The organism is Streptomyces sp. NBC_01446 (genome assembly GCF_026340095.1).
Taxonomy (GTDB): Bacteria; Actinomycetota; Actinomycetes; order Streptomycetales; family Streptomycetaceae; genus Streptomyces; species Streptomyces aureus.
The window spans coordinates 1,060,646-1,082,755 of record NZ_JAPEPO010000002.1; the positions used below are offsets into that span (position 1 = coordinate 1,060,646).

The 22,110-nt window shown below is 71.7% G+C and carries 20 protein-coding genes; 11 read left to right on the plus strand and 9 right to left on the minus strand.

Features of this window, described 5'->3' with window-relative positions; all coding sequences use genetic code 11:
* Positions 1 to 20: 20 nt before the first annotated feature.
* Positions 21 to 1,508, minus strand: a complete 1,488-nt coding sequence (locus OG456_RS42595) for a PLP-dependent aminotransferase family protein (protein ID WP_266570444.1) — start codon at positions 1,506 to 1,508, stop codon at positions 21 to 23.
* Between the two features lie 102 nt (positions 1,509 to 1,610).
* Here OG456_RS42595 and OG456_RS42600 point away from each other — a divergent pair, with 102 nt between their 5' ends.
* The gene (locus tag OG456_RS42600; protein ID WP_266570445.1) at positions 1,611 to 2,354 is read left to right on the plus strand and encodes a YitT family protein; all 744 of its coding nucleotides are present in this window, start codon (positions 1,611 to 1,613) and stop codon (positions 2,352 to 2,354) included.
* Here the strand turns inward: OG456_RS42600 and OG456_RS42605 are convergent.
* Positions 2,288 to 3,622, minus strand: coding sequence for a transposase (locus tag OG456_RS42605; RefSeq protein WP_266570776.1), 1,335 nt, complete (start codon positions 3,620 to 3,622; stop codon positions 2,288 to 2,290). The two genes, OG456_RS42600 and OG456_RS42605, sit on opposite strands and share 67 nt — an antisense overlap.
* A gap of 615 nt (positions 3,623 to 4,237) precedes the next feature.
* Here OG456_RS42605 and OG456_RS42610 point away from each other — a divergent pair.
* From OG456_RS42610 to OG456_RS42625, 4 genes are all read left to right on the plus strand, one after another.
* Positions 4,238 to 5,131 (plus strand): LysR family transcriptional regulator, encoded by an 894-nt coding sequence (locus OG456_RS42610; RefSeq protein WP_266570446.1) that lies wholly within the window; start codon positions 4,238 to 4,240, stop codon positions 5,129 to 5,131.
* A 44-nt stretch (positions 5,132 to 5,175) separates the two neighbouring features.
* Complete coding sequence (locus OG456_RS42615; protein ID WP_266570447.1) at positions 5,176 to 5,505, plus strand: deoxyxylulose-5-phosphate synthase; 330 nt, start codon at positions 5,176 to 5,178, stop codon at positions 5,503 to 5,505.
* A 147-nt stretch (positions 5,506 to 5,652) separates the two neighbouring features.
* Positions 5,653 to 6,312: a TetR/AcrR family transcriptional regulator gene (locus OG456_RS42620; RefSeq protein WP_266570448.1), complete on the plus strand. Its 660-nt coding sequence runs from the start codon at positions 5,653 to 5,655 to the stop codon at positions 6,310 to 6,312.
* Between the two features lie 77 nt (positions 6,313 to 6,389).
* Positions 6,390 to 8,015 (plus strand): amidohydrolase, encoded by a 1,626-nt coding sequence (locus OG456_RS42625; RefSeq protein ID WP_266570449.1) that lies wholly within the window; start codon positions 6,390 to 6,392, stop codon positions 8,013 to 8,015.
* Positions 8,016 to 8,039: 24 nt separating this feature from the next.
* On the opposite strand, the gene OG456_RS42630 is transcribed toward OG456_RS42625, so the two are convergent.
* The gene (locus OG456_RS42630) at positions 8,040 to 8,543 is read right to left on the minus strand and encodes a hypothetical protein (protein ID WP_266570450.1); all 504 of its coding nucleotides are present in this window, start codon (positions 8,541 to 8,543) and stop codon (positions 8,040 to 8,042) included.
* Positions 8,540 to 9,511, minus strand: a complete 972-nt coding sequence (locus tag OG456_RS42635) for a class I SAM-dependent methyltransferase (RefSeq protein WP_266570451.1) — start codon at positions 9,509 to 9,511, stop codon at positions 8,540 to 8,542. Before OG456_RS42635 ends, OG456_RS42630 begins: the two co-directional genes overlap by 4 nt.
* A gap of 234 nt (positions 9,512 to 9,745) precedes the next feature.
* Here OG456_RS42635 and OG456_RS42640 point away from each other — a divergent pair, with 234 nt between their 5' ends.
* Positions 9,746 to 10,744 carry a zinc-binding dehydrogenase gene (locus OG456_RS42640; protein WP_266570452.1) on the plus strand — a complete coding sequence of 333 codons (999 nt, stop codon included), beginning with the start codon at positions 9,746 to 9,748 and terminating at the stop codon, positions 10,742 to 10,744.
* A gap of 68 nt (positions 10,745 to 10,812) precedes the next feature.
* Here the strand turns inward: OG456_RS42640 and fusA are convergent, their stop codons facing one another.
* Both fusA and OG456_RS42650 read right to left on the minus strand, forming a co-directional pair.
* A complete protein-coding gene (fusA, locus tag OG456_RS42645; RefSeq protein WP_266570453.1) occupies positions 10,813 to 12,912 on the minus strand; it encodes an elongation factor G in 2,100 nt (699 codons plus the stop codon).
* Between the two features lie 375 nt (positions 12,913 to 13,287).
* Positions 13,288 to 13,770, minus strand: a complete 483-nt coding sequence (locus tag OG456_RS42650; RefSeq protein WP_266570777.1) for a DUF2000 domain-containing protein — start codon at positions 13,768 to 13,770, stop codon at positions 13,288 to 13,290.
* Between the two features lie 58 nt (positions 13,771 to 13,828).
* On the opposite strand from OG456_RS42650, the gene OG456_RS42655 reads away from it, so the two are divergent.
* Positions 13,829 to 14,623, plus strand: coding sequence for an AraC family transcriptional regulator (locus OG456_RS42655; RefSeq protein ID WP_266570454.1), 795 nt, complete (start codon positions 13,829 to 13,831; stop codon positions 14,621 to 14,623).
* A 119-nt stretch (positions 14,624 to 14,742) separates the two neighbouring features.
* Entirely contained in the window at positions 14,743 to 15,954 is a 1,212-nt protein-coding gene (locus OG456_RS42660) for an FAD-dependent monooxygenase (RefSeq protein WP_266570455.1), read from the plus strand.
* Between the two features lie 52 nt (positions 15,955 to 16,006).
* Here OG456_RS42660 and OG456_RS42665 read toward each other — a convergent pair whose 3' ends face one another.
* Positions 16,007 to 17,233 (minus strand): SpoIIE family protein phosphatase, encoded by a 1,227-nt coding sequence (locus tag OG456_RS42665; protein ID WP_266570456.1) that lies wholly within the window; start codon positions 17,231 to 17,233, stop codon positions 16,007 to 16,009.
* A gap of 153 nt (positions 17,234 to 17,386) precedes the next feature.
* The gene (locus OG456_RS42670) at positions 17,387 to 17,845 is read right to left on the minus strand and encodes a MarR family winged helix-turn-helix transcriptional regulator (protein ID WP_266570457.1); all 459 of its coding nucleotides are present in this window, start codon (positions 17,843 to 17,845) and stop codon (positions 17,387 to 17,389) included.
* 147 nt (positions 17,846 to 17,992) lie between these two features.
* Here OG456_RS42670 and OG456_RS42675 point away from each other — a divergent pair, with 147 nt between their 5' ends.
* The gene (locus tag OG456_RS42675) at positions 17,993 to 18,550 is read left to right on the plus strand and encodes an AAA family ATPase (protein WP_266570458.1); all 558 of its coding nucleotides are present in this window, start codon (positions 17,993 to 17,995) and stop codon (positions 18,548 to 18,550) included.
* A 283-nt stretch (positions 18,551 to 18,833) separates the two neighbouring features.
* Positions 18,834 to 20,087 carry a transposase gene (locus tag OG456_RS42680; protein WP_266570459.1) on the plus strand — a complete coding sequence of 418 codons (1,254 nt, stop codon included), beginning with the start codon at positions 18,834 to 18,836 and terminating at the stop codon, positions 20,085 to 20,087.
* On the opposite strand, the gene OG456_RS42685 is transcribed toward OG456_RS42680, so the two are convergent.
* The gene (locus OG456_RS42685) at positions 20,070 to 20,909 is read right to left on the minus strand and encodes an ABC transporter ATP-binding protein (RefSeq protein ID WP_266570460.1); all 840 of its coding nucleotides are present in this window, start codon (positions 20,907 to 20,909) and stop codon (positions 20,070 to 20,072) included. The genes OG456_RS42680 and OG456_RS42685 overlap by 18 nt on opposite strands.
* A gap of 173 nt (positions 20,910 to 21,082) precedes the next feature.
* On the opposite strand from OG456_RS42685, the gene OG456_RS42690 reads away from it, so the two are divergent.
* On the plus strand, positions 21,083 to 22,057 hold the full coding sequence (locus OG456_RS42690) for a threonine/serine dehydratase (protein ID WP_266570461.1): 975 nt from the start codon (positions 21,083 to 21,085) through the stop codon (positions 22,055 to 22,057).
* Positions 22,058 to 22,110 lie beyond the last annotated feature (53 nt).

Sequence of the window (22,110 nt, forward strand, 5' to 3'; positions counted from 1 at the left end):
ATCTCCTTCGTCCCTGATGTTCAGGCGACCCAGTGCGGCCGTCGCGCGGTGGACGCCGGCGGAAGGCCGGCGGCGAGCGCGGTCGCCATGCGATGGACGGCTTCGCGCAGGGTGTCCGCCGGGGTCGTGTACGGGATGCGCATCCGCTGCTCGAAGATGCCGGGGTCGGTCGCGAAGCAGGCGCCGCTCTCGATGCGGACGCCGTTGTCGAGGGCCCGTTCGGACAGCGCGGAGGCCACCGGTTCACCCAGGTCGACCCACAACGACAGACCGCCGGGCGGCAGTTGCCAGGACCAATGCGGCATGTGCTCCGTCAGTGCGGCGGCCAACGCGGCGCGCTGCAACCGTAGTTGCTCGAGTCGGAGCGACAGAATCCCGTCGGCCCGGTCCAGGAGGGCGAGTGCCAGGAGTTGGTCGACGACCGATCCGCCCATGTCGGTGGCCACGCGCTGGCCCGCGAGTTCGGTGACGAGCCGTGCGGGCGCGCGCAGCCAGCCGATGCGCAGGCCGCCCCAGTGGGTCTTGCTCATCGAGCCGACGCTGATGACCTGGCCGGTGCCACCCTTCGCGGCGTGGGAGGCGAAGGGAGGCGGCGGGGGGACGTCGAGCGCGAGGTCGGCCAGCGTCTCGTCGATGACCAGCCAGGTACCGGACCGCTCCGCCGCGCGCAGGACGCGTGCCCGCTCGTGTTCGGGCATGAGGCAGCCGGTCGGATTGTGGAAGTCGGGTATCAGGTAGGCCAGTTGGGGCACGACCTGGCGGAAGGCCGATTCGGTGATCTCGATGTCCCAGCCGGTGTCGGTCACGGGGACGGACACGGTACGCAGCCGGGCTCGACGCAGCGCCTCGAGGGCGTTCGGGTAGGACGGGTTCTCGACCATGACCCGGTCGCCGGGGCTGCTCAGCAGTCCCAGGACGAGTGTCAGCGCGTGCTGTGCGCCGGATGTCACCAGGATCTGTTCGGGCAGGGTGGCGAGGCCCCGTCGGGTGTAGCGCTCGGCGATGGCGGCGCGCAGGTCGGGCAGGCCGTAGGGGTGGTAGCCAGGGGTGTGTGCCTGCTCGGCGAGTTGCGGGGTGATGTGCACGAGGGCGTCGACGAGTGCCTGTTGCGGGAGCCCGGGGGACGCTCTGGCAAGGTCGATCGCGGTGTCCTGGGGGCCGAGGAGGCGGGTGATGCCACTGGGGGTGCGGCCTTCGGGCAGGGCGGTCCAGGTGCCCGACCCCTGGCGGCTGTGTGCGTAGCCGCTCTCGCGCAGCAGGTCGTACACGGCGGTGACGGTGGTTCTGCTGGTGTCGAGGGCGAGGGCCAGTTCGCGCTCGGCGGGGAGTCTGACGTGCAGGGCGATGCGTCCGTCCAGGATGAGCGTGCTGATCGCCTGCGCGAGGTGGCGGTAGGCGGGTCTCGTGCCGGCGGTGTCGGGCAGCATCGCGGCGAGCTGACGGCTGCCCAGGGTCCGGTCCGCGCGGCCCACTCTGTCCACCGGCAGGAAGGCGTTCGCGTCAGTCAAACCATTCTCCCGAGATTGGCCATGTCATCCGGGCCAATCACTCTACAGAGTTGCCGCAATGGCCTTGAAGGCCCACGACACCCACGGTGGAGGCAGGCACATATGCGGCAGGACACGGACACGACGGCCCGCTCCGGGCGGGCGGCGCCGGGCGACGAAGGGATCGGGCGCAACCGCCCCTTTCCCCCACTCACCTACGTACGCCTCGGCGAACGCCCGCTCCGCCGCCTGCCCCAGTTGTTCATCGGCCTCGCCCTGTACGGATTCAGCATGGCCGTCATGGTCCGCGCCGCGCTGGGTCTGAGTCCCTGGAGCGTTCTCAACGAGGGTCTGGAGAAGCACACTTCGCTGAGCTTCGGCACACTCACCGCGGTCGTGGGTGTGTCCGTGCTGCTGCTGTGGATCCCTCTGCGGCAGCGGCCGACGTTCGGGACCGCCGCGAACATCGTCGTCATCGCCTTCTCGTCCGACCTCGGGCTCGCGCTCGTCCCCGAGGGCCTGGCACTTCCCGAGCGCGTCGGGCTCCTCCTCGCCGGGATATTCGCCAATGCGCTGTCCGTCGCCGTCTACGTGGGCGCACGGTTCGGGCCGGGGCCCCGGGACGGGCTGATGACCGGTGCGTCCGCTCTGACGGGACGTTCCATCCGCGTCGTCCGTACGTTCATCGAGGTCTCCGTGCTCGCCATCGGGTGGCTGCTCGGCGGCGGCGTGGGGCTCGGCACCGTGCTGTACGCCCTTGCTGTCGGGCCCGTCACGCAGTTCTTCCTGCCCCGGTTCGCCTACACGAGCCCGACCCGGACCGCACGCACGGGCTCGCCTGTCACCGGCTCCCGCAGGTCTTCGTAGAGTCTGTGCGTTGAATCCTCCCCCTCATGAATGAGGAGATTCCTGACTCGGGCGGCCTCTGGGAGCAGCGCTCCTGGAAGTCTTACGCCTTCAGCATCAGCCGGGTTGAGACCAGCCCGGACGAGCATCACGCGGGCGGAGTTCTTGTCTCTGGGGGAGACGGATTTGCACGCGGTGCAGGTATACGTTCGTTCCGACAGCGGCAGTGCGTGCTTGGCTCTCGCTCCGCAGTGCGCGCAGTCCATCGTGGTGTGGGCCGGGTGCACCAAGTGCACGATCCGGCCATGCTTGCGGGCCATCTCCGTCAGGGCCCGTTTGGTGGCGCCGATCGCCGCGTCAGCGGCCTTGCGGGCCATCCTCGACTTCGCGAGGAACCTGGGCCGGAAGTCTTCCACCGCGATGGCGTCGTGCTCGGTCACGACGCGCTTGGCCCATTTGCGGCCGGTGTCCTGCCTCTGCCGGGCGATCTTCGCGTAGGCCTTCGCCCGCCACCTCTTCGCCTCCCGGTAGCCCTTCGATCCGGCCTGCCCCTTCTTCGGCTTGCGGCGGGCCATCATGCGGTCGTACCGGGACAGTTGGCCCTGGGCCTTCTTCCCATGCTGGGCGTGGGGGAGGTCGTGGCCGTCGGAGGTGGTGGTCGCGGTCTCCTTCACGCCCCAGTCGACACCGATCACCCGGCCGGTCTGAGGCAGCGGCCGCACCTCTGCCGGGACCACGAACGAGCAGTACCAGTGCCCCACCGCGTCCTGATACACACGCACCGAGGAGGGCTCGGCGGGCAGGTCCCTCGACCACACAGGCGTCAGGACGATACCCCCGGCCAGATGCAGACGGCCGCCCCTCAGACGGAACCCGCGCTTCGTATAGTTCAGGCTCGCCGCGGCCTCGCGCTTCTTCTTCCACCCCGGCATCCCGGCCCGCTGCCGCTGAGGAATGCGCTCACGGATGTCCTTCAGCGCCTTCGCCCTGGACTTCCCGAAATCGCGGATGATCTGCTGCTGCGGCACCGAACTGCCTTCACGCAACCACGGCGTCCCGGCACGGGCCTCGGTCAGCATCTTGTCGAGCTGTGCCGGACCGCACGTCTCCTTGCCGACGCCCTCAGACAGGGTCTTGTTCCCGGCGTGTACCTGCTGTGACTTGGCCACGCACTCGTTCCACACCCACCGACACCGGTCCCACTCGTCCCTCAGCGCAGCGAGCGCGGTGGACGACACACGCAGGCGGAACGTCCACCGGGCATACCCGGCTCGAACTCGCCGTACCAGGCCCGGTCGAGGAGACACTTGGGCAGATACGGCGACTTGCTGTCGACCGGGAACTCCGAGTCGAAGGCGAGGCACGCCAGCGCGAGCCGGCCGAGAAGGTTCACCTCCTTCTTGCGAGGATGCCCCGGCGTTTACGCCGGGGAGGAATCGCATCCTGGTGTCGCAGCGGCGGAGTGCCGCCGCCTCTGGACCGTGGGCGCGGAGCGTCCGGGCCTTGGTCAGCAGTTCGCCCGCCTCCGCGATGAACGCGGCCTTCTCCGCGGCGCTGTTCGTGCCGGCCGTGACGGTGGCTTCGACATGGGCGTCGAGGCCACCGGTCAGCGGCCTGCCGTCCACGTAGTAGCGGTCGGCCGGCACCAGGTCGACGTGCACGATGGTCCGGGAGCCGGACTTGCGCAGCGCCGACACGGCCAGGCCCGTGAGGCCCTCGGCGAGGGTGCGCAGTACGTCGGCGGTAAGTGCGGTGTCGGTGACCGTGACGCGGATGAAAGGCATGGCTTCTCCTGAGCAGGTGCCTGGGGGTGTGTCCGCCGGAGGCGGCGGCAGGGACCAAGCGTGACCGACCTGGCACCATTGATCCAACGCATACGTGTCATAGGTATATGAGGCCCACGCATGACCGTGAACCTTTCCCAGTTGAGGGCGTTCCTCGCCGTCGTCGACGCGGGCGGATTCAGCGCGGCGGCGGCCGAACTCGGTCTGAGTCAGTCGGCGGTGTCGCACGCCGTCGCGTCCCTGGAACGCGAGTTGAGCGCGCCGCTGCTGGTGCGGGCCGCTCCGGTGCGGACCACGGCGCTCGGCGAGCGGGTCGTGCCGCACGCCCGGACAGCGGTGGCGGCGGCCCGGTCCGTGGAGCAACTCGCGGCGGACGCCGCCACCATGACGGGCACGGTGCGCCTGGCCGCCACCCCGACGGTCTGCCAGGGCCTGGTCCCCGGCCTGCTGCGGCACTGGGGCGAGGACCAACCCCGCGTCACGGTCCGGGTCTTCGAGGGGGACAGCGCCGAGATCGCCGCCTGGCTGGAGAACGAGACGGCCGATGCCGCCATCCTGATCGACCCTCCCCCAGGCCCTGGCATCCAGCTCGCCGCGGACAGCTACCGTGCCGTACTGCCCCTGGACCATCCCCTCGCCGGCGAGCCGGCCGTCGACATCCGCGACCTGGAGGACGATCCGTTCCTGATCTCGCCCAACGGCTGCGAGGACCGCATCAGGACGATCCACCGTCTCGCCGGGCTGCGGTTCACCCCCACGCACCGGGTACGGGATCTGGCGACCCTGATCAGCATGGTGCAGGCCGGAATCGGCGTGACCGTCCTGTCGGAGGTGTCCCGCTCCCTGATCCCGCCCGACCTGGCACTGCTGCCGCTGCGCCCCCAGACCTCACGGCGCCTCGTGCTGACCGGACCCCGGGCCCGCCCCTGGCACCCGGCCGTCCGCACCTTGGCGGACTCCGCCCTGGACCATCTCGCCGCGGCCGGTGCGATGTCGGACGCACATACGGGCTGAAGAATTGCGTCGAAACCGCGGACGGCTTTGATTACCGTGGCGGCATGCCCCATGGGAAGACCTCATACGTGTGCCTGCCCTGCCGGGTCTCGTACAAGCAGCCCTACGACCGGGACAGGGAGCGGATCTGTCCGCGCTGCGCCGAGCCGATGATCCACGCCGGGTCGGCCTTCGCCGCGCCGCGCCGCCGCGACACCGCCGCGTGGCGGACGCTCTCGGTTCTGCTGCACGCGGGCGTGGGTTTCCACAAGAGCTGCTGCGGCGGCCCAGGGTTCCGGCCCCGCGGCCTGCGCGAGGTGCGCGAGCGCCTTGCGTACGCCGAGCGGTCCGGCGAGCCCGTCGCCCGCGCGCTCAAGCGGTACGACGTGCCGTAGATCGGCGGGCCCGGTCAGCGCCGACGGGCGCCGTCGTGTCGAGCGGCGTTGACGCGGAGCGCGGCGGCCGCTGCGCGGTGGTGAGCCATTGACCCCTGACCGACCCCCCGCTTGCTTATTGGTCGCACACTCAATAGCATCCCGGGTATGCCGTCAAGCGTCCAGCACAAGCGAATTCGGAAGACGCCGGCCGCCCGACGTGCGGAGATCGTCGACGCGGCCGCCGCGGTCGCCCTCGCCGAGGGACTCGAGTGCGTCACACTGCGGCGGATCGGCGAGGAGCTCGGCGTCCGCCCCGGACTGATCAGCCACTACTTCCCCTCGGCGGACGACCTCGTAGCGGAGGCCTTCGGCAGCGCCTCCAGCGCCGAGCTCGACAGCCTCCTGCCCGCCGAGCGGGCCCAGGGGACGCCCACGTTGCACCTGGGATGGTTCTTCGCACGCGCGGCGGGCGCGTCCTACGACAACATCAGCCGCCTCTGGATCAACGCGCGCCACCTCAGCCGCTACCGGCCCGTCCTGCGCGACCGGGTCGCCGAGCAGGAGGCGGCCTGGCGCGAGCGGCTCACCGACCTGATCCGGCAGGGCGTCGACCGGAACGAATTCCGTACGGGCGACCCGTATCTGACGACCATTCAGATCCTGGTCGTGCTCGACGGCCTCGGAGCGCACGCCAACACCGACACCAGCAACCGTCCCGCCGAGGTGTCGCGCATGGCCGCCACGACAGCGGAACGCGAACTCGGCCTTCCGCACGGGACGCTCACCCGATCCGACGCGCCGCTCACGGCGTCACCCACCGGCTAGGGACCCGCGTCTCGGCCACCACCCACCGGCTGGAATCCGCGTCCCGGCCGCCCCCACCCGCCCTCCGAGGAGCCGCTGTGCCCACCCCTCTCGTCCTGCTCTCCGCCCGCCTGCTCGACCCGGTCACCGGCGCGTTCCTGCCGCACACGGCCCTCGCCGTGTCCGGTGGCCGGATCACCGCCCTGGGCGACGACCAGGGCATACGTGCGCACGTGGACGCCTCGACCACGGTGATCGACCTCAAGGGCGCCGTGGTGACCCCGGGCCTGGTCGACGGGCATCTCCACCCCGTCTCGGGCGCCGAGCTGACGGGCGGGCTCGACCTGTCGGGCTGCGCCGACGTGGAGGACGTGCGCGCGGCGCTCGCCGCCGAGGTGCGGAACCTGGCGCCGGGGGCGTGGCTGCACGGCTGGGGGCTCGACCCGAACGTCTTCGGCGACCGGCCCGTCGGGATCGCCCCCTTCGACTCCGTCCTCGACGGAGTACCGGCCCTTCTGCTGCTGTTCGACGCCCACTCCATGCTGGCCAGCCGGCGCGCGCTGGAACTGGCCGGTGTGGACGGCCCGCGCACCTTCGGCCAGGCCTCCGCCGAGGTGGTCTGCGACGAGCGGGGCCGTCCCACCGGTCTCCTCCAGGAGGACGCCGCCTGCGAGCTGGTGGAACGGGTCGCCCCGCAGCCCACGCGGGAGGAGCGCCGCGACCGGCTCGCCGCCGCGCTGCGCGCCATGGCCGCCTCGGGGCTCACTGGCGGTCACGTCATGGACGCGAACGGCGACAGCCTCGCCCTGTTCTCCGAGCTCGATGCCGCCGGTGAGCTCGCGCTCCGACTGCGGGTCGCGCCGTGGTGCCAGCCCGGCACCGACGCGGAAGGAGTACGGGCGCTCATCGAGCAGCAGGGCGCCGGCGGCGCGCTGTGGCGCACCGACGGCGTCAAGATCTTCATGGACGGCACCATCGACAACGGCACGGCCTGGCTGGAGCGCCCGGACTGCCACGGCGAGCCCACCCACGCCTTCTGGCCGGACCCCGAGGTCTACACGCGGATCGTCGGCGAGCTGCACCGCGCCGGAGTGCCGACCGCCACCCATGCGATCGGCGACGCCGCCGTACGCCATGTCCTCGACGCCGTCGAGAAGGCGCAGGCCGCCGGCGGGCGCGGGCCGCGCCACCGGGTCGAGCACATCGAGACCGTGCCCGACGACACCCTGGGCAGGTTCGCCGCGCTCGGCGTCATCGCGTCCATGCAGCCCACCCACTGCTGCGACTTCACCCGGGCCGACCACACCGACAACTGGTCGCGCCGCCTCGGTGAGGAGCGCGCGTCCCGCGCCTGGCGCTGCCGCGATCTGCGGGACTCGGGCGCCACCGTGGTCCTCGGCTCCGACTGGCCGATCGCCCCGTATCCGCCGCTCGGGGTCATGGCCGGCGCGCGCCACCGCCGCCCGAGCCGCGACCTCACCCAGGACCCGCACGGACCCGAGCAGGCGCTCACGCCGCTGGAGGCGCTCCAGGGTCTGACGGTCAACGCGGCCTACGCGGCGGGGAAGGAGCACGAGGCCGGGCGGATCGCCGTCGGCCATCGCGCCGACCTCACCGTTCTCGCCGACAACCCGCTCACCACGGCCGACACCGTGCTGCCGGACCTGCCGGTGCTGCTCACCGTCCTCGACGGCCGCCCCACGCACCGCGACGCGAGCCTGTAGTCGTCCGCTGGTACGCGGCGCCGCTCACACCGGCTCCGCGTACCAGCGGCGGTGGACGAACGGCTCCACCAGGAGCACCCCCACCGCCGCGACCGTCGCCACCGAGGCCGCCGGACGCGAACCCCACGCGGCCGCGACCGCCCCGGCGAGCACCACCAGCGGGCGCACCAGGGTCAGCGGCCCCAGGCCGACGACCACGGCGAGAGTGCCGGCCCGGAACGGGCCCCACAGATAACAGCCCAAGCTCAGTGCGACGATCACCGCGTACGGCGCGTAGCACAGGAGCATCCGGTGGGCGGCGGCGTCGAGTTCGGCGTAGCGCGCGCCCCGGTCCGCCGCGGCGACGAGCAGCGTCACGGCGAGGGCCGCGCTCATCAGCAGCGCAGGGGCGCCGAGCGCGAGACCGCGGCGGGCCGCGAGCAGGGCCCGTTTCGACTTACGGATGCGGCCGTCCCGCCCGGTGTAGGCACGGAACCCGGCGAACGCCGCGTCGACGAGCGCCAGAGCGGCGAGCAGGAAGGCGTTCACCCTGCGCCCTCCCCCGCCGAAGCCCCCTGGGGTGTCCCGCCCACGGTGTCCGCACGCCCGACCAGGCGGCCCGACGGTCCGGGCCCCAGCTCGGCCCGCAGCGGCGGCAGCAGGTCCGGGCGTACGCCGATGACGGGGCGCAGCGTGGTGCAGAACGGGTTGCTGCGGCCCCGCGGTTCGTACACGAGCGGGGTCAGCCCGTCGGCGTGGGCGGCGGCCGCCAGCAGTGTCTCGTCGTCATGGGCGCGGCGGGCCGACATCACGCCGTCGTGGCGGCCCAGCGGATCACGCATCCGCGCCCGGTGGAAGACCCACGCGCCGATCGGGGCGAGACCGGTGGCGGCGATGTCGAAGTGGCAGAACGCTGCGGTGCCCGGCGTGGCCTGGGCGGCGAAGAAGGCGTCGAGGTCGTCGCCCCGGAAGTGGTGCAGGACGCCCGTCGACACGTACACGGTGGCGGGCTCGTCGAGGGCGAACGCGTCACCCCGTACGAAACGGCAGGGCAGTCCCTCCTCGCGGGCGAGCCGTCCGGCCTCGGTGACCAGGGCCGCGTTGAAGTCCACACCGACCAGGTCGACATCGGCGCCGAGGGCACCCGACGAGGCCAGCCACCGCACGAGGTAGCCGAGGCCGCAGCCGACGTCGACGACCCGCAGCGGGCCGTCGGTCCGCCCGGCGGCGCGGATCACGGCGAGCAGGGGACGCAGGAGTTCGGCGATGCGGTCACCGAGGCGCAGTTCCTCGCTGAGCCGCTGGAGTTCGGTGTGGACGGCGACGAGCCGGCGGTCCACGGCGAGCGGATCGAGGTTCCCGTCGTCGTCGCACGCCAGCCCGGCGGCGATACGGGCACCACTGCGGTCACCCGCGGCGACGAGCCGCGCGACGACGTCGGCGCCCCGCACCGGCAGGCGTGCGCGCGTGCCGGGGTCGTGGTCCACGACCAGATCGGATATCTCGATGAGCTGCACAGGGAGAAGGTACGCGGCTGGGGAGGACGTCGCCGCCGCGCCCCGGGAGGCGGGAAACGGGAGGTGGTGCCGGCGGCCCGGTGTCGTGTTCTCGCGTGTGGTCCCGCCGTTGGGCCGCCGCGGTGGCAAGGTCGGTCCGTAGGGATGCGGTCGTGGACCGGGGCGCCTTCCCCGGGGATGCGGCCGGGTCCCGACACCATGCACTGCCGGGCTGTCTGGAGAGGAGATCCGCTGATGAATGCCGAGACCATGCTCGCCGCCGGGGTCGACGAGTTCGGGCCCGCCTCCGCTCTCACCGTGTCACGCCGTCCCGTTCCCGAGCCGGGTCCCGGGGAGATCAGCATCGATGTCACGTACGCGGGCGTCGGGTTCGTCGACACGCTGCTGCGCTCGGGGGCGTTCCCGCTGTGGACGCCGATGGTCCCCGGGATCGAGGTCACCGGCCGGGTGCGCGCCGTGGGCCGCGATGTCCAGGGGTTCACCGTCGGCCGGAGCGTCGCCGCGCTGCTCAACGACTTCGGGCGCGGACAGCGCGCCGGCGGCTACGCGCAGGTCGCCGTCGCGCACCACACGATGGCCGCGCCGGTGCCGGACGGCGTCGACCTGCGACGCGTCACCGCCGCCCTCGTCAACGGCGTCACCGCGTGGGTGGCCCTGCACGATGTCGCGCGGCTCGACGCCCGGGACCGGGTCCTCGTCCTCGGGGTGACCGGTGGCCTGGGCGCCACCACGGCGCGGATGGCGACGCTCTTCCCGGCCCGGCAGGTGATCGGGGTCGTCGGCCGCGACCCGGACCGGGCGCCGGACGAGTGCACGGACGTGGTGGTCGCGGACGCGCTGCCCGACGCTCTCGACCGGCTCACGCCGGACGGATCGGTGGACGTCGTCATCGACCCGGTGGGCGGCCCGCTGCGCGCCGCCGCGTTCCGGCGCCTCGCCCCCTTCGGACGCCACGTCGTCCTCGGCAACGCCAGCCGCGACGACCGGCCCTTCTCCGGTGACGAGACCTGGCTGGCGACGCGCACGGTGTCCGGCCTGAGCATCGGCGGCGTCGCCCATCTGCGCCCCGCCACCTGCACCGAGGCACTCACCGCCGTCATCTCCCTGGTGGCCCGCGGCATCCTGGACGAGCCACTGCCCGCGGTCGAGCCGCTGGAGAACGCCGGCAAGGTGCACGAGGCCCTGGAGAGCCGGACGGCCCCGGCGAAGACGGTCCTGTCCGTGGCCGATTGAACTCCTGCCCGCACCTGGGCCGGACGGCCCCGCCCGCCCTCGGACGGACGGGGCCATCGCTCTCGCGGCTACCGCGCAACCACCTGATCGGACACCGCACCCGGCACCGGCGCGTAGCCGGTCGCCCGGCTGGTGAACGTGCCCCGGCCCTGGGTCCGGCCACGCAACTGGGACGCGTAGCCGAAGAGTTCGGCCAGCGGCACCGTCGCCGTGACGACCGCGGTGCCCGCGCGCATCGCGGAGGCGGAGATCTGTCCGCGTCGCGCCGCCAGGTCCCCGAGCACCCCGCCCACGGCGTCCTCGGGCACGGTGGCCGTGACCTCGACGACCGGTTCGAGGAGCGCCATGACGCTCGCCCGGAAGGCCGCTCTGAGCGCGAATCGGCCCGCCGTACGGAACGCCATCGGCGATGAGTCCTTGGGGTGCGTGGACCCGTCGGTGAGCGTGACCTGCACCCCGGTGACCCGATGGCCGCCGAGGGGGCCCTCGCTCAGGGCGTCCCTGCACCCGGCCTCCACGGCCTGGACGTAGTCCCGCGGCAGCCGTCCGCCGGTGACGACCGACCGGAACACGAAGTCCACCGCGCCGTCGCCCGCGCCGTCCTGCGCCGCCGGCAGCGGCCGTACGTCGATGACGACGTGCGCGAACTGGCCTGCTCCTCCCTCCTGTTTGACATGCCGGTACACCAGACCGGATACCCCGCGCGAGACCGTCTCCCGGTAGGCCACCTGCGGCCTGCCGACGCCGACCTCCAGGCCGTGGGCCCGGCGGATCTTCTCCACCGCCACCTCCAGATGCAGTTCACCCATGCCCGAGAGCACCGTCTGGCCGCTCTCGCGGTCCGTCCTGACGACGAGCGAGGGGTCCTCCTCGACGAGTCGTGCCAGCGCGGACACGAGCCGGGCGCTGTCGGCGTTCCTGCGTGCCTCGACCGCCACGGAGACGACCGGTTCGGCCACCGTGGGCGGTTCGAGGACGACAGGCGCGTCGGGTGCGCACAGGGTCGCGCCGCTGCGGGCGGCCTTCACTCCGGCCACCGCGACGATGTCCCCGGCCACCGCGCGCTCCACCTCGGTGTGCCGGTCGGCCTGGACGCGCAGGATCCGGCCGATCCGCTCCGTACGCCGTGCGCCCGCATCCCACACCGCCTCTCCCCTGTGAACCGTTCCCGAGTACACCCGCAGATAGGTCAGCCGCCCGCGAGGAGTCGCCTGCACCTTGAACACCAGCGCGGCCAGCGGTGCCGCCGGATCGCAGGCCCGCTCCTGCTCGTCGTCGCCGACGGCCCCGCGGACCGCGGGCACGTCGAGCGGTGACGGCAGGTAGGCGACGACCGCGTCCAGGAGCGGCTCGACACCGCGGTTGCGGTACGCCGATCCGCACAGCACGACGACGCCCTCACCGCCGCGTGTCAGATCCCGCAGCGCTCCTGCCAACGTCCCGGCGGACAGAGCCGATCCGTCGCAGAACTCCTCCAGGGCGCCGGGATGCAGCTGCGCCACCGTCTCCTCGAGGAGCCGCCTGCGCCGCCGCGCCTCCTCGCGCAGCTCTTCCGGTACCGGCCCCTCCTCGTAGGTGTCGCCGCCCTCGCGCCAGGTGAGAAGGCGCATGCGGATCAGGTCGACGACACCGGTGAACGCGTCCTCGCGGCCGACCGGCAACTGGACCACCATCGGGACCGTGTCGAGGCGCCGGCGCATCGACTCGACCGCCGTGTCGAGGTCGGCACCGGCACGGTCGAGCTTGTTCACGAAGGCGATGCGCGGCACGCCGTGGCGGTCGGCCTGCCGCCAGACCGACTCGCTCTGCGGCTCGACGCCCGCCACGGCGTCGAACACCGCGACGGCGCCGTCCAGCACGCGCAGGGAGCGCTCGACCTCGTCGGCGAAGTCGACATGGCCCGGGGTGTCGATCAGGTTGATCCGGTGCCCGTCCCAGGCGCAGCTGACGGCCGCGGCGGAGATGGTGATGCCCCGTTCGCGTTCCTGGACGTCGAAGTCGGTGACGGTGGTGCCGTCGTGGACCTCGCCGCGTTTGTAGGTGGCGCCGGTGGTGTAGAGGATCCGTTCGGTGACGGTGGTCTTGCCGGCGTCGACGTGGGCGAGGATGCCCACGTTGCGGACGGCGGTCAGGGGGTCGGTGTCATGACGGTGCAGGTCGGTACGCACGCCTGTGGCCTTTCGGGTGGTTCCACACAGAGGCAGCGCGATTACCGGACGGACAGCGCAACGAGCCCCGCCGAAGGGTCGGTTCGAGGGCGTGCGGACACGTGAGGTGTCAGATGTTCGTCGCGGGGGTCCGGTACCGGCCGCGCAGCCGGTGCCGGGCGCACCGAGACACCAGGATCACCTCGAACCGTGACCGGGGAACGACGACAGCGGTGCGGTGACGCACGGCCCGGCTCCCCTCACTTGTCACGGCGCGCGCTGCGACGAAGGGCAGCGGCGTGAATACGTGGCGAGTGTAGGGAACCGGACCCGTGCCGGGCACCCGATTAAAACCGGCCCCCGGACTCGTCCAAAAGCGGCCCGCGGGCTCGTCGCTCAGGGATGCATCCGCGCCCCCTTGAGGACCTTGTCGACGGCGTTGCGCGGGCCGTACACGGCCATGCCCACCAGGTCCAGCCGGTCGGCGGGCACGGCCCGGACCGCCGCGCGGTTGTCCCGGTCGTTGCCCGTGCCGAACAGCTCCGCCGTGAACACGGCCGTCGGCAGCGAGCGCGACAGGGCACGTCCGTGTGCCGTGGCCAGAGTCTGCTTCGCCCCCTCGAAGACCAGCACCGGCTGGCGGAACATCGGCAGGTACGCGGTGGCGTCGGCGTCCTCGTACGGGGCTCCGACCACCTCGGGGGCCGCCGTACCGAGCCCGCTGACCAGGAACGCGGTCACGTTGAGCCGCTGCCAGGGCTCCAGGTCGTCGCGCAGCAGGACGGCGATCTTGGTGTCGAAACGGACCGGCGCGGGGCCGGAATGATCATCCGCCGCGGCCGGCGCCGGGCTCGCAACGTCGGTGGGGATCTCGTCCATCGTTCTCATGCTTCGAGACTGCGCTGTCCAGGCCGGTCCGGTCTTGTACGTTCCTTGCATGGTGCCCCGGCCGGAGATCTCCGCGTGGCGCCCGCGGGTCGCGGGTGTCGTGGAGGTGTTCCACGCCCACTTCACCGAGCACGCGTACCCCATGCACGTCCACGACGCGTGGACGCTGCTGATCGTCGACGACGGCGCGGTCCGCTACCGCCTGGACCGCCACGAGCGCGGCACACCGAACGACACCGTCAGCCTGCTTCCGCCGCGCGTGCCGCACAACGGGTCGCCCGCCACCGCACACGGCTTCCGCAAGCGCGTCCTCTACCTCGACATGACGCTGCTCGACGAGACCTTGATCGGAGCGGCGGTGGACGGACCCGACCTCACCGACCCCGTCCTGCGCACCCGCGTCAGCCGGCTCCACAGCGCCCTCGCCCACCCCGGCGACGAGTTCGAGGCGCAGAGCCGCCTCGCCCTGATCGGCGAACGGCTGCGCACCCACCTGCGCCCCGGGGTCCCCGACACCGGGCCGCCCCGCCGGGGCATCGCCCACGACCTGCGGGACCTTCTGGACGCACGGCTCCTGGACGGCATCGCCCTGGACGAGGCGGCGCGTCTCGTCCACGCCCACCCGACCCATCTCGTACGCGCCTTCAGCGGGGCCTTCGGCATCCCGCCGCACCAATACGTGATGTCCCGCCGTGTCGATCTGGCGCGCCGTCTGCTCCTCGGCGGGCAGCCGCCGGGCGAGGTGGCGACCGCCGCCGGGTTCTACGACCAGCCGCACCTCACCCGGCACTTCAAGCGGGTCCTCGGCACCACCCCGGGCCGCTACGCCCGCACCGCCCCCTGAGCACTTCGGGTGCTTTTAGCGGGTGTTGCACACGTTCGCGGAACCACTTCCCCCTACCGTCGTTGCACGGATGCCGCCGGACGCCGAGGCCGGGCCGCGACAAGACCCAGGGAGTGTGCGTGAAGGTTGTCTGTGTCGGTGGAGGACCCGCCACCCTGTACTTCTCGATCCTGCTGAAGCTCCAGGCCCCTTCGCACGACATCACCGTCTTCGAGCGGAACCCGGCCGGCTCCACCTACGGCTGGGGCGTCACCTACTGGCCGGACATGCTGGAGCGGCTCAGGCGCCACGACCCGCACTCCGCGTCCGCGATCAGCGAGGGGTCGCTGCGCTGGCGTGACGGGGTCGCCCATGTCGGGGAGCGCACCACGACCCACGAGGGCGACGAGGGCTTCGCCATCGGCCGGCACAAGCTCCTCGACATCCTCGCCCGCCGCGCGGGGTCCCTCGGCGTCGACATCGAGTACGGCCGCGAGGTCCCCGACCGCGAGCAACTGCCCGAGGCCGACCTGATCGTGGCCGGTGACGGCGCCAACAGCACGCTGCGCGACCGCCATGCCGGCCACTTCGGCACGCACACCACCCTGGGCCGCAACCCCTACCTCTGGCTCGGCACGACCAAGGTGTTCCGCTCCTTCACGTTCGCCTTCGCACAGACCGCGCACGGCTGGATCTGGTGTTACGCGTACGGGTACAGCGGCGAGCACAGCACCTGCGTCGTCGAGTGCTCCAAGGCGACCTGGCAGGGCCTCGAACTCGACCGCCTGCCCCAGCCGGAGGCCCTGCGCCGCCTGGAGGGAATCTTCGCGTCTCTCCTCGACGGCCACTCGCTCATCGGCCGCAGCGACCTCGGCGGCCCGGCCCCCTGGCAGACCTTCCGCACCCTCACCAACCGCACCTGGTCGCACGGCAATCTGGTGCTGCTCGGCGACGCCGCGCACACCACGCACTACTCGATCGGCGCGGGCACGACGCTCGCGATGCAGGACGCGATGGTCCTGGCCAGCTCCCTCGCCGCGGCGAAGACGATCCAGCCGGCGCTCAGCCACTACGAGCGCACCCGCAAGAGCGAGCTGCTGTCCGTCCAGAGCGCGGCCCGGCACAGCGCGCAGTGGTACGAGAACCTCCCCCGCTACATCCAGCTCCCGCCGGCCCACATGTTCGCCCTCCTCGGCCAGCGGCACTCCCCGCTGCTCCCCCACATCCCGCCCCAGCTCTACTACCGGATCGACCGGGCCGCCGATCAGTTGCAGTCACTGCGCAGACTCAAGCAGTGGCTGGGACCGCGCCTCGCCCGCACCCTCCAGCACCACAACTCCGCGCGCGGGTAAGGCACTTCGAATCAGAGGCTTCAGAGGCTCAGAGGCTCAGAGGCTCAGAGGCTCAGAGCCGGATGATCACGACTGCCGTGTCGTCGGAGTTGCCGCCACGCGGGATCAGTTCGGCGAGCACGGTGTCGGCGAGGCGTTCCGCGTCCGCCGACGCGTGGCGGGCCAGGCAGTCCGCGAGGCGGGCCAGGCCCGTGTCGATGTCCTCGCGGCGCCGCTCGACCAGGCCGTCGGTGTAGAGGACGAGCGTGGCACCGTCCTCGAAGGCGGTCTCGGCCTCCGGTCTGGGGACGTGTTCGGGGCGGGCGCCGAGGGGCGGGTCGGTCGCCCGGTCCAGGAACTCCACAGTGCCGTCGGTGTGCAGCAGTGCGGGCGGAAGGTGACCCGCGCTGCTGTAGGCGAGGGTGTGGCGGTCGAAGTCGACGACCGCCAGTGCGGCGGTGGTGGACTCGGCGCCCTCGACCGAGCGGGCATAGAGGCCGAGTGCGTCGAGCGCGGCCGCGGGGCCGTCGGCCACGAGCACGGCGGCGCTCAGAGCGCTGCGGAGTTGGCCCATGACGCCGGCCGCGTGCAGGCCGTGGCCGACCACGTCACCCACGGCCACCGCGAGCCGATTGCCGGGCAGCTCGGCCAGGTCGTACCAGTCGCCGCAGACGTTCAGGGCGCCCACGGCCGGCCGGTAGCGCACGGCCGCCCTGCCACCGCCGACGCGTTCCGGCACGGGCAGCATCGCGGCCTGAAGGGTCAGGGCGACCTCGCGCTCACGGGCGTGGGCCCGGCGCAGCCGCTCGTTGACCTCCTGAAGTTCCCTGGCGCGGGTGTACAGCTCCGCCTCCAGTACCTGGGCCCGGTCACCGTCGCGGCCGCCCTTGGCGCGGATCAGCTCGGTGACCTCCTCCACCCGGTGCAGCAGCAGTACGACGCTGCCGTCGGGGCCGAAGACAGGGGCGTTGACCGGACTCCAGTAGCGCTCGTGCCACTGGCCGGGCCGGTCGGGGTACTCGACGTCGTACCGCTGGAGCGCCATGGCGTCGCGTTCCCCGGTGGCCACCACCCTCCGCAGCGACAGCTCCAGGTTGCGCATGCCGGTCGCACCGTCGTCGTTGGGGTTGTCCGGGAAGACGTCGAACAGATACCGGCCGACGAGCTGTTCACGGGTACGCCCCGACATCTGGCAGAACTCCTCGTTGGCGTCCACGTACACGAGGTCGGGTCTGAGCAGTGCGACCGATCCGGGCAGCGCCTGGAACACCTGCTCGTAGTCGATTCCGGAATTCCTCACGACGCGTCCCGCCTCCTTGCGTGTACCGCGTGTGCGGCGACGGGTGACCGGGCACCCCGCGGTCGGACGACCACAGGGTGTCCCAGCCTCGAGGGCCGGAGCTCCGATTACGTCATCGGCGGCGTGTCCTGTGGCCGGACCGCCCGGCCGCCGTCAGTGGTGCCAGGCGTGGCCGCCCGTGTTGTGGATGAAGCGCTGAAGCACCTTGAGAGTGGTCAGATACTCCTCGTCCGAGACTCCCGCGTGCCGCTCGGCCCACAACTCCCTCTGGAGCAGGGCGACTTCATCGAAGAAGTCCTTGCCCTCCGGCGTGAGCGAGAGCCGCCCCTCGGCGTCCTCGGTGATCCAGCCGTGGGCGATCGTCGTGTCGATCTCCTCCGCCAGGACGGCCTCACCCGCGTCCAGGTAGCCGCTGAGAGTTTCGGACACCTCCGTCCGGGTCTTGATGCGGTCGGCCCGTGCCACCTGCGCGAGGACCCACCACTGCGGCTGGGTGGTGCCCTTCTCCGCGAGGGCGCCCCGGGTGCGGGTGACGACAGCCTTGTAGGCGGCCCAGGCCCAGTAGCCGATGGGCTGCTCGATCAGTTCTGCGTCGCTGTGCGAGTACTCCATGACTGGTTCGCTCCGTCCGGTGCGCACGATTCTTCGGTGCATCCGAGCCTAGAAACTCAACCGCACTTGAGGTCCAGGACTCGCGACGGAGAAGTTCGCGGCGATTTCGGATCGCGCATGGCGGGTGTGCCCTGTCACCCTGCTGTCATGAGTGATGCCGAAGTGCTGCTCCTCGGCGGACGGGCCGGTGTCGGCAAGACGACCGTGGGATGGGAGGTGTCGGCCCTCCTGCGTGCCATGGAGGTGTCGCACGCCGTGATCGAGGGCGACTTCATGGGGCAGGTGCATCCGGCGCCGGAGGGCGACCCGCACCGGGCCGGGGTCACCGAGGACAACCTGACGGCCGTGTGGGGCAACTTCGCCCGGCGCGGCTACCGCCGCCTCATCTACACGAACACAGTGAGCGTGCTGCCCGAGGCGGCGGGCATGTTCGAGCGCGCTATGGGACCGGGCGTCCGGATCGTACGGGTCCTGCTCACCGCGTCCGACGCCACCGCGGGCGAGCGGCTGACCGCCCGGGAGCTCGGCTCGGAGCTGGAGACGGAGCTGCGGGGCAGCGCCCGCAAGGCACGCCTCCTGGACGAGCGGGCCCCCGCGGACACCGTGCGAGTGGCGACCGACGGACGGACGGTCGGCGACATCGCCCGCGAGGTGGTGGCAACGACCGGCTGGACCGTGCGGCCGCCTGTCACCGGGTGGACCTAAGGTCTTTCGTTCGCATCGAGACGACAACAGACGAAAACGCCTCAGATGTGCGCACCAGACCCCGCGAGCCCCTGATCCAGACGAAATGGCCCTGGCTTCAGCGTGCTCTTGCGAGGAACCCCGGGGGTTCACCCCTGGGAGGATTCGCATCCGGTGATGGCGATGCGGAGCATCGCCGCGGCAACGGGCGCGGAGCGCCCGCAAGAAACCGGGCCGGAGTGCCCGGTGAGGAATGTGCGCTGTTCGAATGCCGGCATGTCGGGCGGCAGGTAACGTCACGGTCGTGAAGTTGACCGTGCAGGTGAAACTCCTGCCGACGCCCGTGCAGGCGGCGGCACTTGAGGAAACCCTGCATGCCTGCAATCAAGCCGCGACCTGGGTCTCCCAGATGGCGTTCGAGAAGGACATCAAGCGCAACTTCCGCCTGCGTGAGCACACCTACACCCAGGTCAAGGACCGGTGGGGGCTCGGCGCTCAGGCGGCCCAGCATGTCATCAAGAAGACCTGCGACGCGTACCGCACGTTGAGGGCGAACCTGAAGGCCGGGAATCTCGGCAGGCCCTCCTCCAAGCGCTACCGGCGGGCCACCGAAAAACCGATCGCTTTCCGGCCGGAGGGCGCGCAGCCGTATGACGACCGGATGCTGTCCTGGCAGCACACGGAGCGCACGGTGTCGATCTGGACCCTGTCGGGCCGGATGAAAGAGGTGGCGTTCACCGCCGCCCCCGCAAACTTGGCCCGCCTGGCCCTGTGCCGCAAGGGCGAGTCCGACCTGCTGTTCCGCGACGGGATGTGGTTCCTGATCGCCACCTGCGAGGTTCCCGAGGCCGAACTCGACACCAGCATCACCCAGTTCCTGGGGATCGACCTGGGGATCGTGAACATCGCGACCACCTCGGACGGTCAGATCATGGCCGGGCGTCGGCTGAACCGTGGGCGCCTGCGCGAGCGCGTCCTGCGTACGAAACTCCAGCGTAAGAACACCCCGTCCGCCAAACGGCGCCTGAGGAAGCGGCGTCGTAAGGAGGCGCGGCGTGGACGGGACATCAACCACAAGATCGCGAAACATGTGGTGGCCGAGGCAGAACGCACCGGACGCGGAATCGCCCTGGAAGACCTCACCGGCATCCGCGCACGGGTACGGCTTCGCAAGCCCCAACGGGCCACCCTCCACTCCTGGGCCTTTGCTCAGCTCGGCCAGTTCATCGCGTACAAGGCCCGCAAGGCAGGGGTAGTGGTGGTGCACGTCAATCCGGCGTACACCTCCCGCACCTGCGCCGAATGCGGGCACATCGACAAGGCGAACCGGGCCAGTCAGTCCCGCTTCGTATGCCGGTCCTGCGGTGTTGTTGCACACGCGGACTGGAACGGCTCCCGCAACATCCGCCACCGTGCGGAAGAGTTGTGGCGACGCGGGGCGCAGTCAACCGCCCCAGACCCACCCCCGAACACCGGGCGTGGGACAGGACGCAAACCCAGCACCACAGCCAGTGGCGCCCGTTGTGCAAGCCCGCGACTTTCAGCCCCGGGTCGTTGACCCTCCCGCGACCGGGGGGACCTGGCTCGCGGTGCCCGAGCTGGCCAGCCAGCGGCCCCCGTGGCGTGACACCTCGATGGGGCGGCCGAAGCAGGCCGTCATCCGGGCGGACGTGAGCACCTCGTCGGCCCGGCCTCCCGCCAGAACTCGGCCGTCGCGCAGGAGCAGCGCGTGGCCGATCGCCGGTGACAGCTCTTCCAGGTGGTGGGTGACGGTGATGGTCGCCAGCCCCCTTCGTCCCTCGGCGAGTTGACGCATCGTGTCGATGAGGTCCTCGCGCGAGGGCAGGTCGAGCGCGTTGAAGGGTTCGTCGAGCAGGAGCAGGGACGGGTCCGCCATCAGCGCGCGGGCGATGAGGATGCGGGCCCGCTGGCCGCCGGAGCAGACGCCGTACGGCCGGTCGGCGAGCTCCTTGATGTCGAGTTCGGCCAGGAGCGTGTGCGCGCGCTCGCGCACGTCGGCGTCGTACTTGCGCCACAGCGGCTGCACGGTGCCGGTGTGCCCGGTCAGGACGACGGTGTGCCCGGTGAGGTCCTGCGGCACGCGCTGCGCGCTCGACACCAGGCCGATGTGTGCGCGCAGTTCGCGTACGTCGACCGTGCCGAGGCGGTGGCCGAGGACCTCGACGGTGCCGGTGGTGGGGTGCATCAGGGCGCCGATGAGGCGGAGCACGCTGGTCTTGCCGGCGCCGTTGGCGCCGAGCAGGGCCCAGTGTTCGCCGGAGCGCACCGTCCAGTTGATGTCGTCGAGGATGACCTGGCCCGTCGTGAACCTGCGCACGCAGGCCCCGTCGAGGGCGGCGACGATCCGTCCGTTGCTCACTGACGCCTCCTGTCGAATGGACCGGCACAGGTTAGCTGCACACGGCACTCAAACGCGGAGAGGTCCAGTTCGTGGACGTTGCGGGGGCACGCGGTGCGAGGGAACGGGTGACGGCCGGGGCGCCTACCCCTTCTCGTAGGGTCGTCACCACCCGCTCATCCGAGGAGAAGCTCGTGACCATTGCCTTCAACGACGTACGGGCCGCGGCGGACCGCATCGCGGGGCACACCCGCCCGCTCATGGTGGCCCCCTTGGGCGACCGGGCGTTCGACGGTGCGTTCGGCGAGGCCGAAGGGTGGCTTGCGCTGGAGTTCATGCAGCACACCGGCTCGTTCAAGGCGCGTGGTGCCTTCAACTTCGTCAGCAGCCACATCGAGGCGGGCCTGATGCCGGACGCGGGCGTCGTCATCGCCTCCGGGGGCAACGCCGGGCTCGCCTGCGCCTGGGCCGCGGCCCGGCACTCGGTCCAGGCCACCGTCTTCGTCCCCGAGACGGCGCCCGCGGTGAAGGTCGACAGGCTCCGGCGGCTGGGTGCCACGGTCCGGCAGGTCGGCTCGGAGTACGCGGAGGCGCTGACGGCCTCGCAGAAGTACGCGGCCGAGAGCGGGGCCCTGGAGTCCCACGCGTACGACCACCCGTTGATCGCGGCCGGTGCCGGCACGGTCATGGAGGAGCTCGTTCAGGCGCTGCCCGGCGTCGACACCGTCCTGGTGTCGGTGGGCGGCGGCGGACTGTTCACGGGCATCGCCGCGTCGGCGCTGGAGCGCGGCGTGCGTGTCGTGGCCGTGGAGCCGGAGCGCTGCTGCGCCCTGCACTCCGCGCTGGAGGCGGGCGCGGTGGTCGACGTCCCGGTCGACTCCGTCGCGGCGGACTCCCTCGGCGCACGCCGTACCTCCGAGATGGCGCTCGAATGGGCGGGCAAGGACCATGTACGGTCCGTTCTCGTGACCGACGAGGCGATCGTGTCCGCACGTCAGGCCCTGTGGGACGACCGGCGGCTCGCAGTCGAGCACGCGGCGGCCGCGGCGCTGGCGGCGGTGACCTCAGGCGTCTGCACGCCCGCACCCGGCGAGCGGGTCGCCGTGATCCTTTGCGGCGCGAACACGGACCCCGGCGACCTCACGCGGGGCACACGCCTCCCGCACTGACGCATCCCCGCGGTCACGCACCCCGCGGGCATTCCAGCGCGAACCCGGGCGAT

Coding starts and splice junctions, on each gene's coding strand:
- OG456_RS42615 (WP_266570447.1), top strand. CDS start 5,176: ATGCCCCATGGGAAGACCTCATACGTGTGCCTGCCCTGCCGGGTCTCG.
- OG456_RS42655 (WP_266570454.1), top strand. CDS start 13,829: ATGGTGCCCCGGCCGGAGATCTCCGCGTGGCGCCCGCGGGTCGCGGGT.
- OG456_RS42670 (WP_266570457.1), bottom strand. CDS start 17,845: ATGGAGTACTCGCACAGCGACGCAGAACTGATCGAGCAGCCCATCGGC.
- OG456_RS42640 (WP_266570452.1), top strand. CDS start 9,746: ATGAATGCCGAGACCATGCTCGCCGCCGGGGTCGACGAGTTCGGGCCC.
- OG456_RS42600 (WP_266570445.1), top strand. CDS start 1,611: ATGCGGCAGGACACGGACACGACGGCCCGCTCCGGGCGGGCGGCGCCG.
- OG456_RS42650 (WP_266570777.1), bottom strand. CDS start 13,770: ATGGACGAGATCCCCACCGACGTTGCGAGCCCGGCGCCGGCCGCGGCG.
- OG456_RS42610 (WP_266570446.1), top strand. CDS start 4,238: ATGACCGTGAACCTTTCCCAGTTGAGGGCGTTCCTCGCCGTCGTCGAC.
- OG456_RS42675 (WP_266570458.1), top strand. CDS start 17,993: ATGAGTGATGCCGAAGTGCTGCTCCTCGGCGGACGGGCCGGTGTCGGC.
- OG456_RS42620 (WP_266570448.1), top strand. CDS start 5,653: ATGCCGTCAAGCGTCCAGCACAAGCGAATTCGGAAGACGCCGGCCGCC.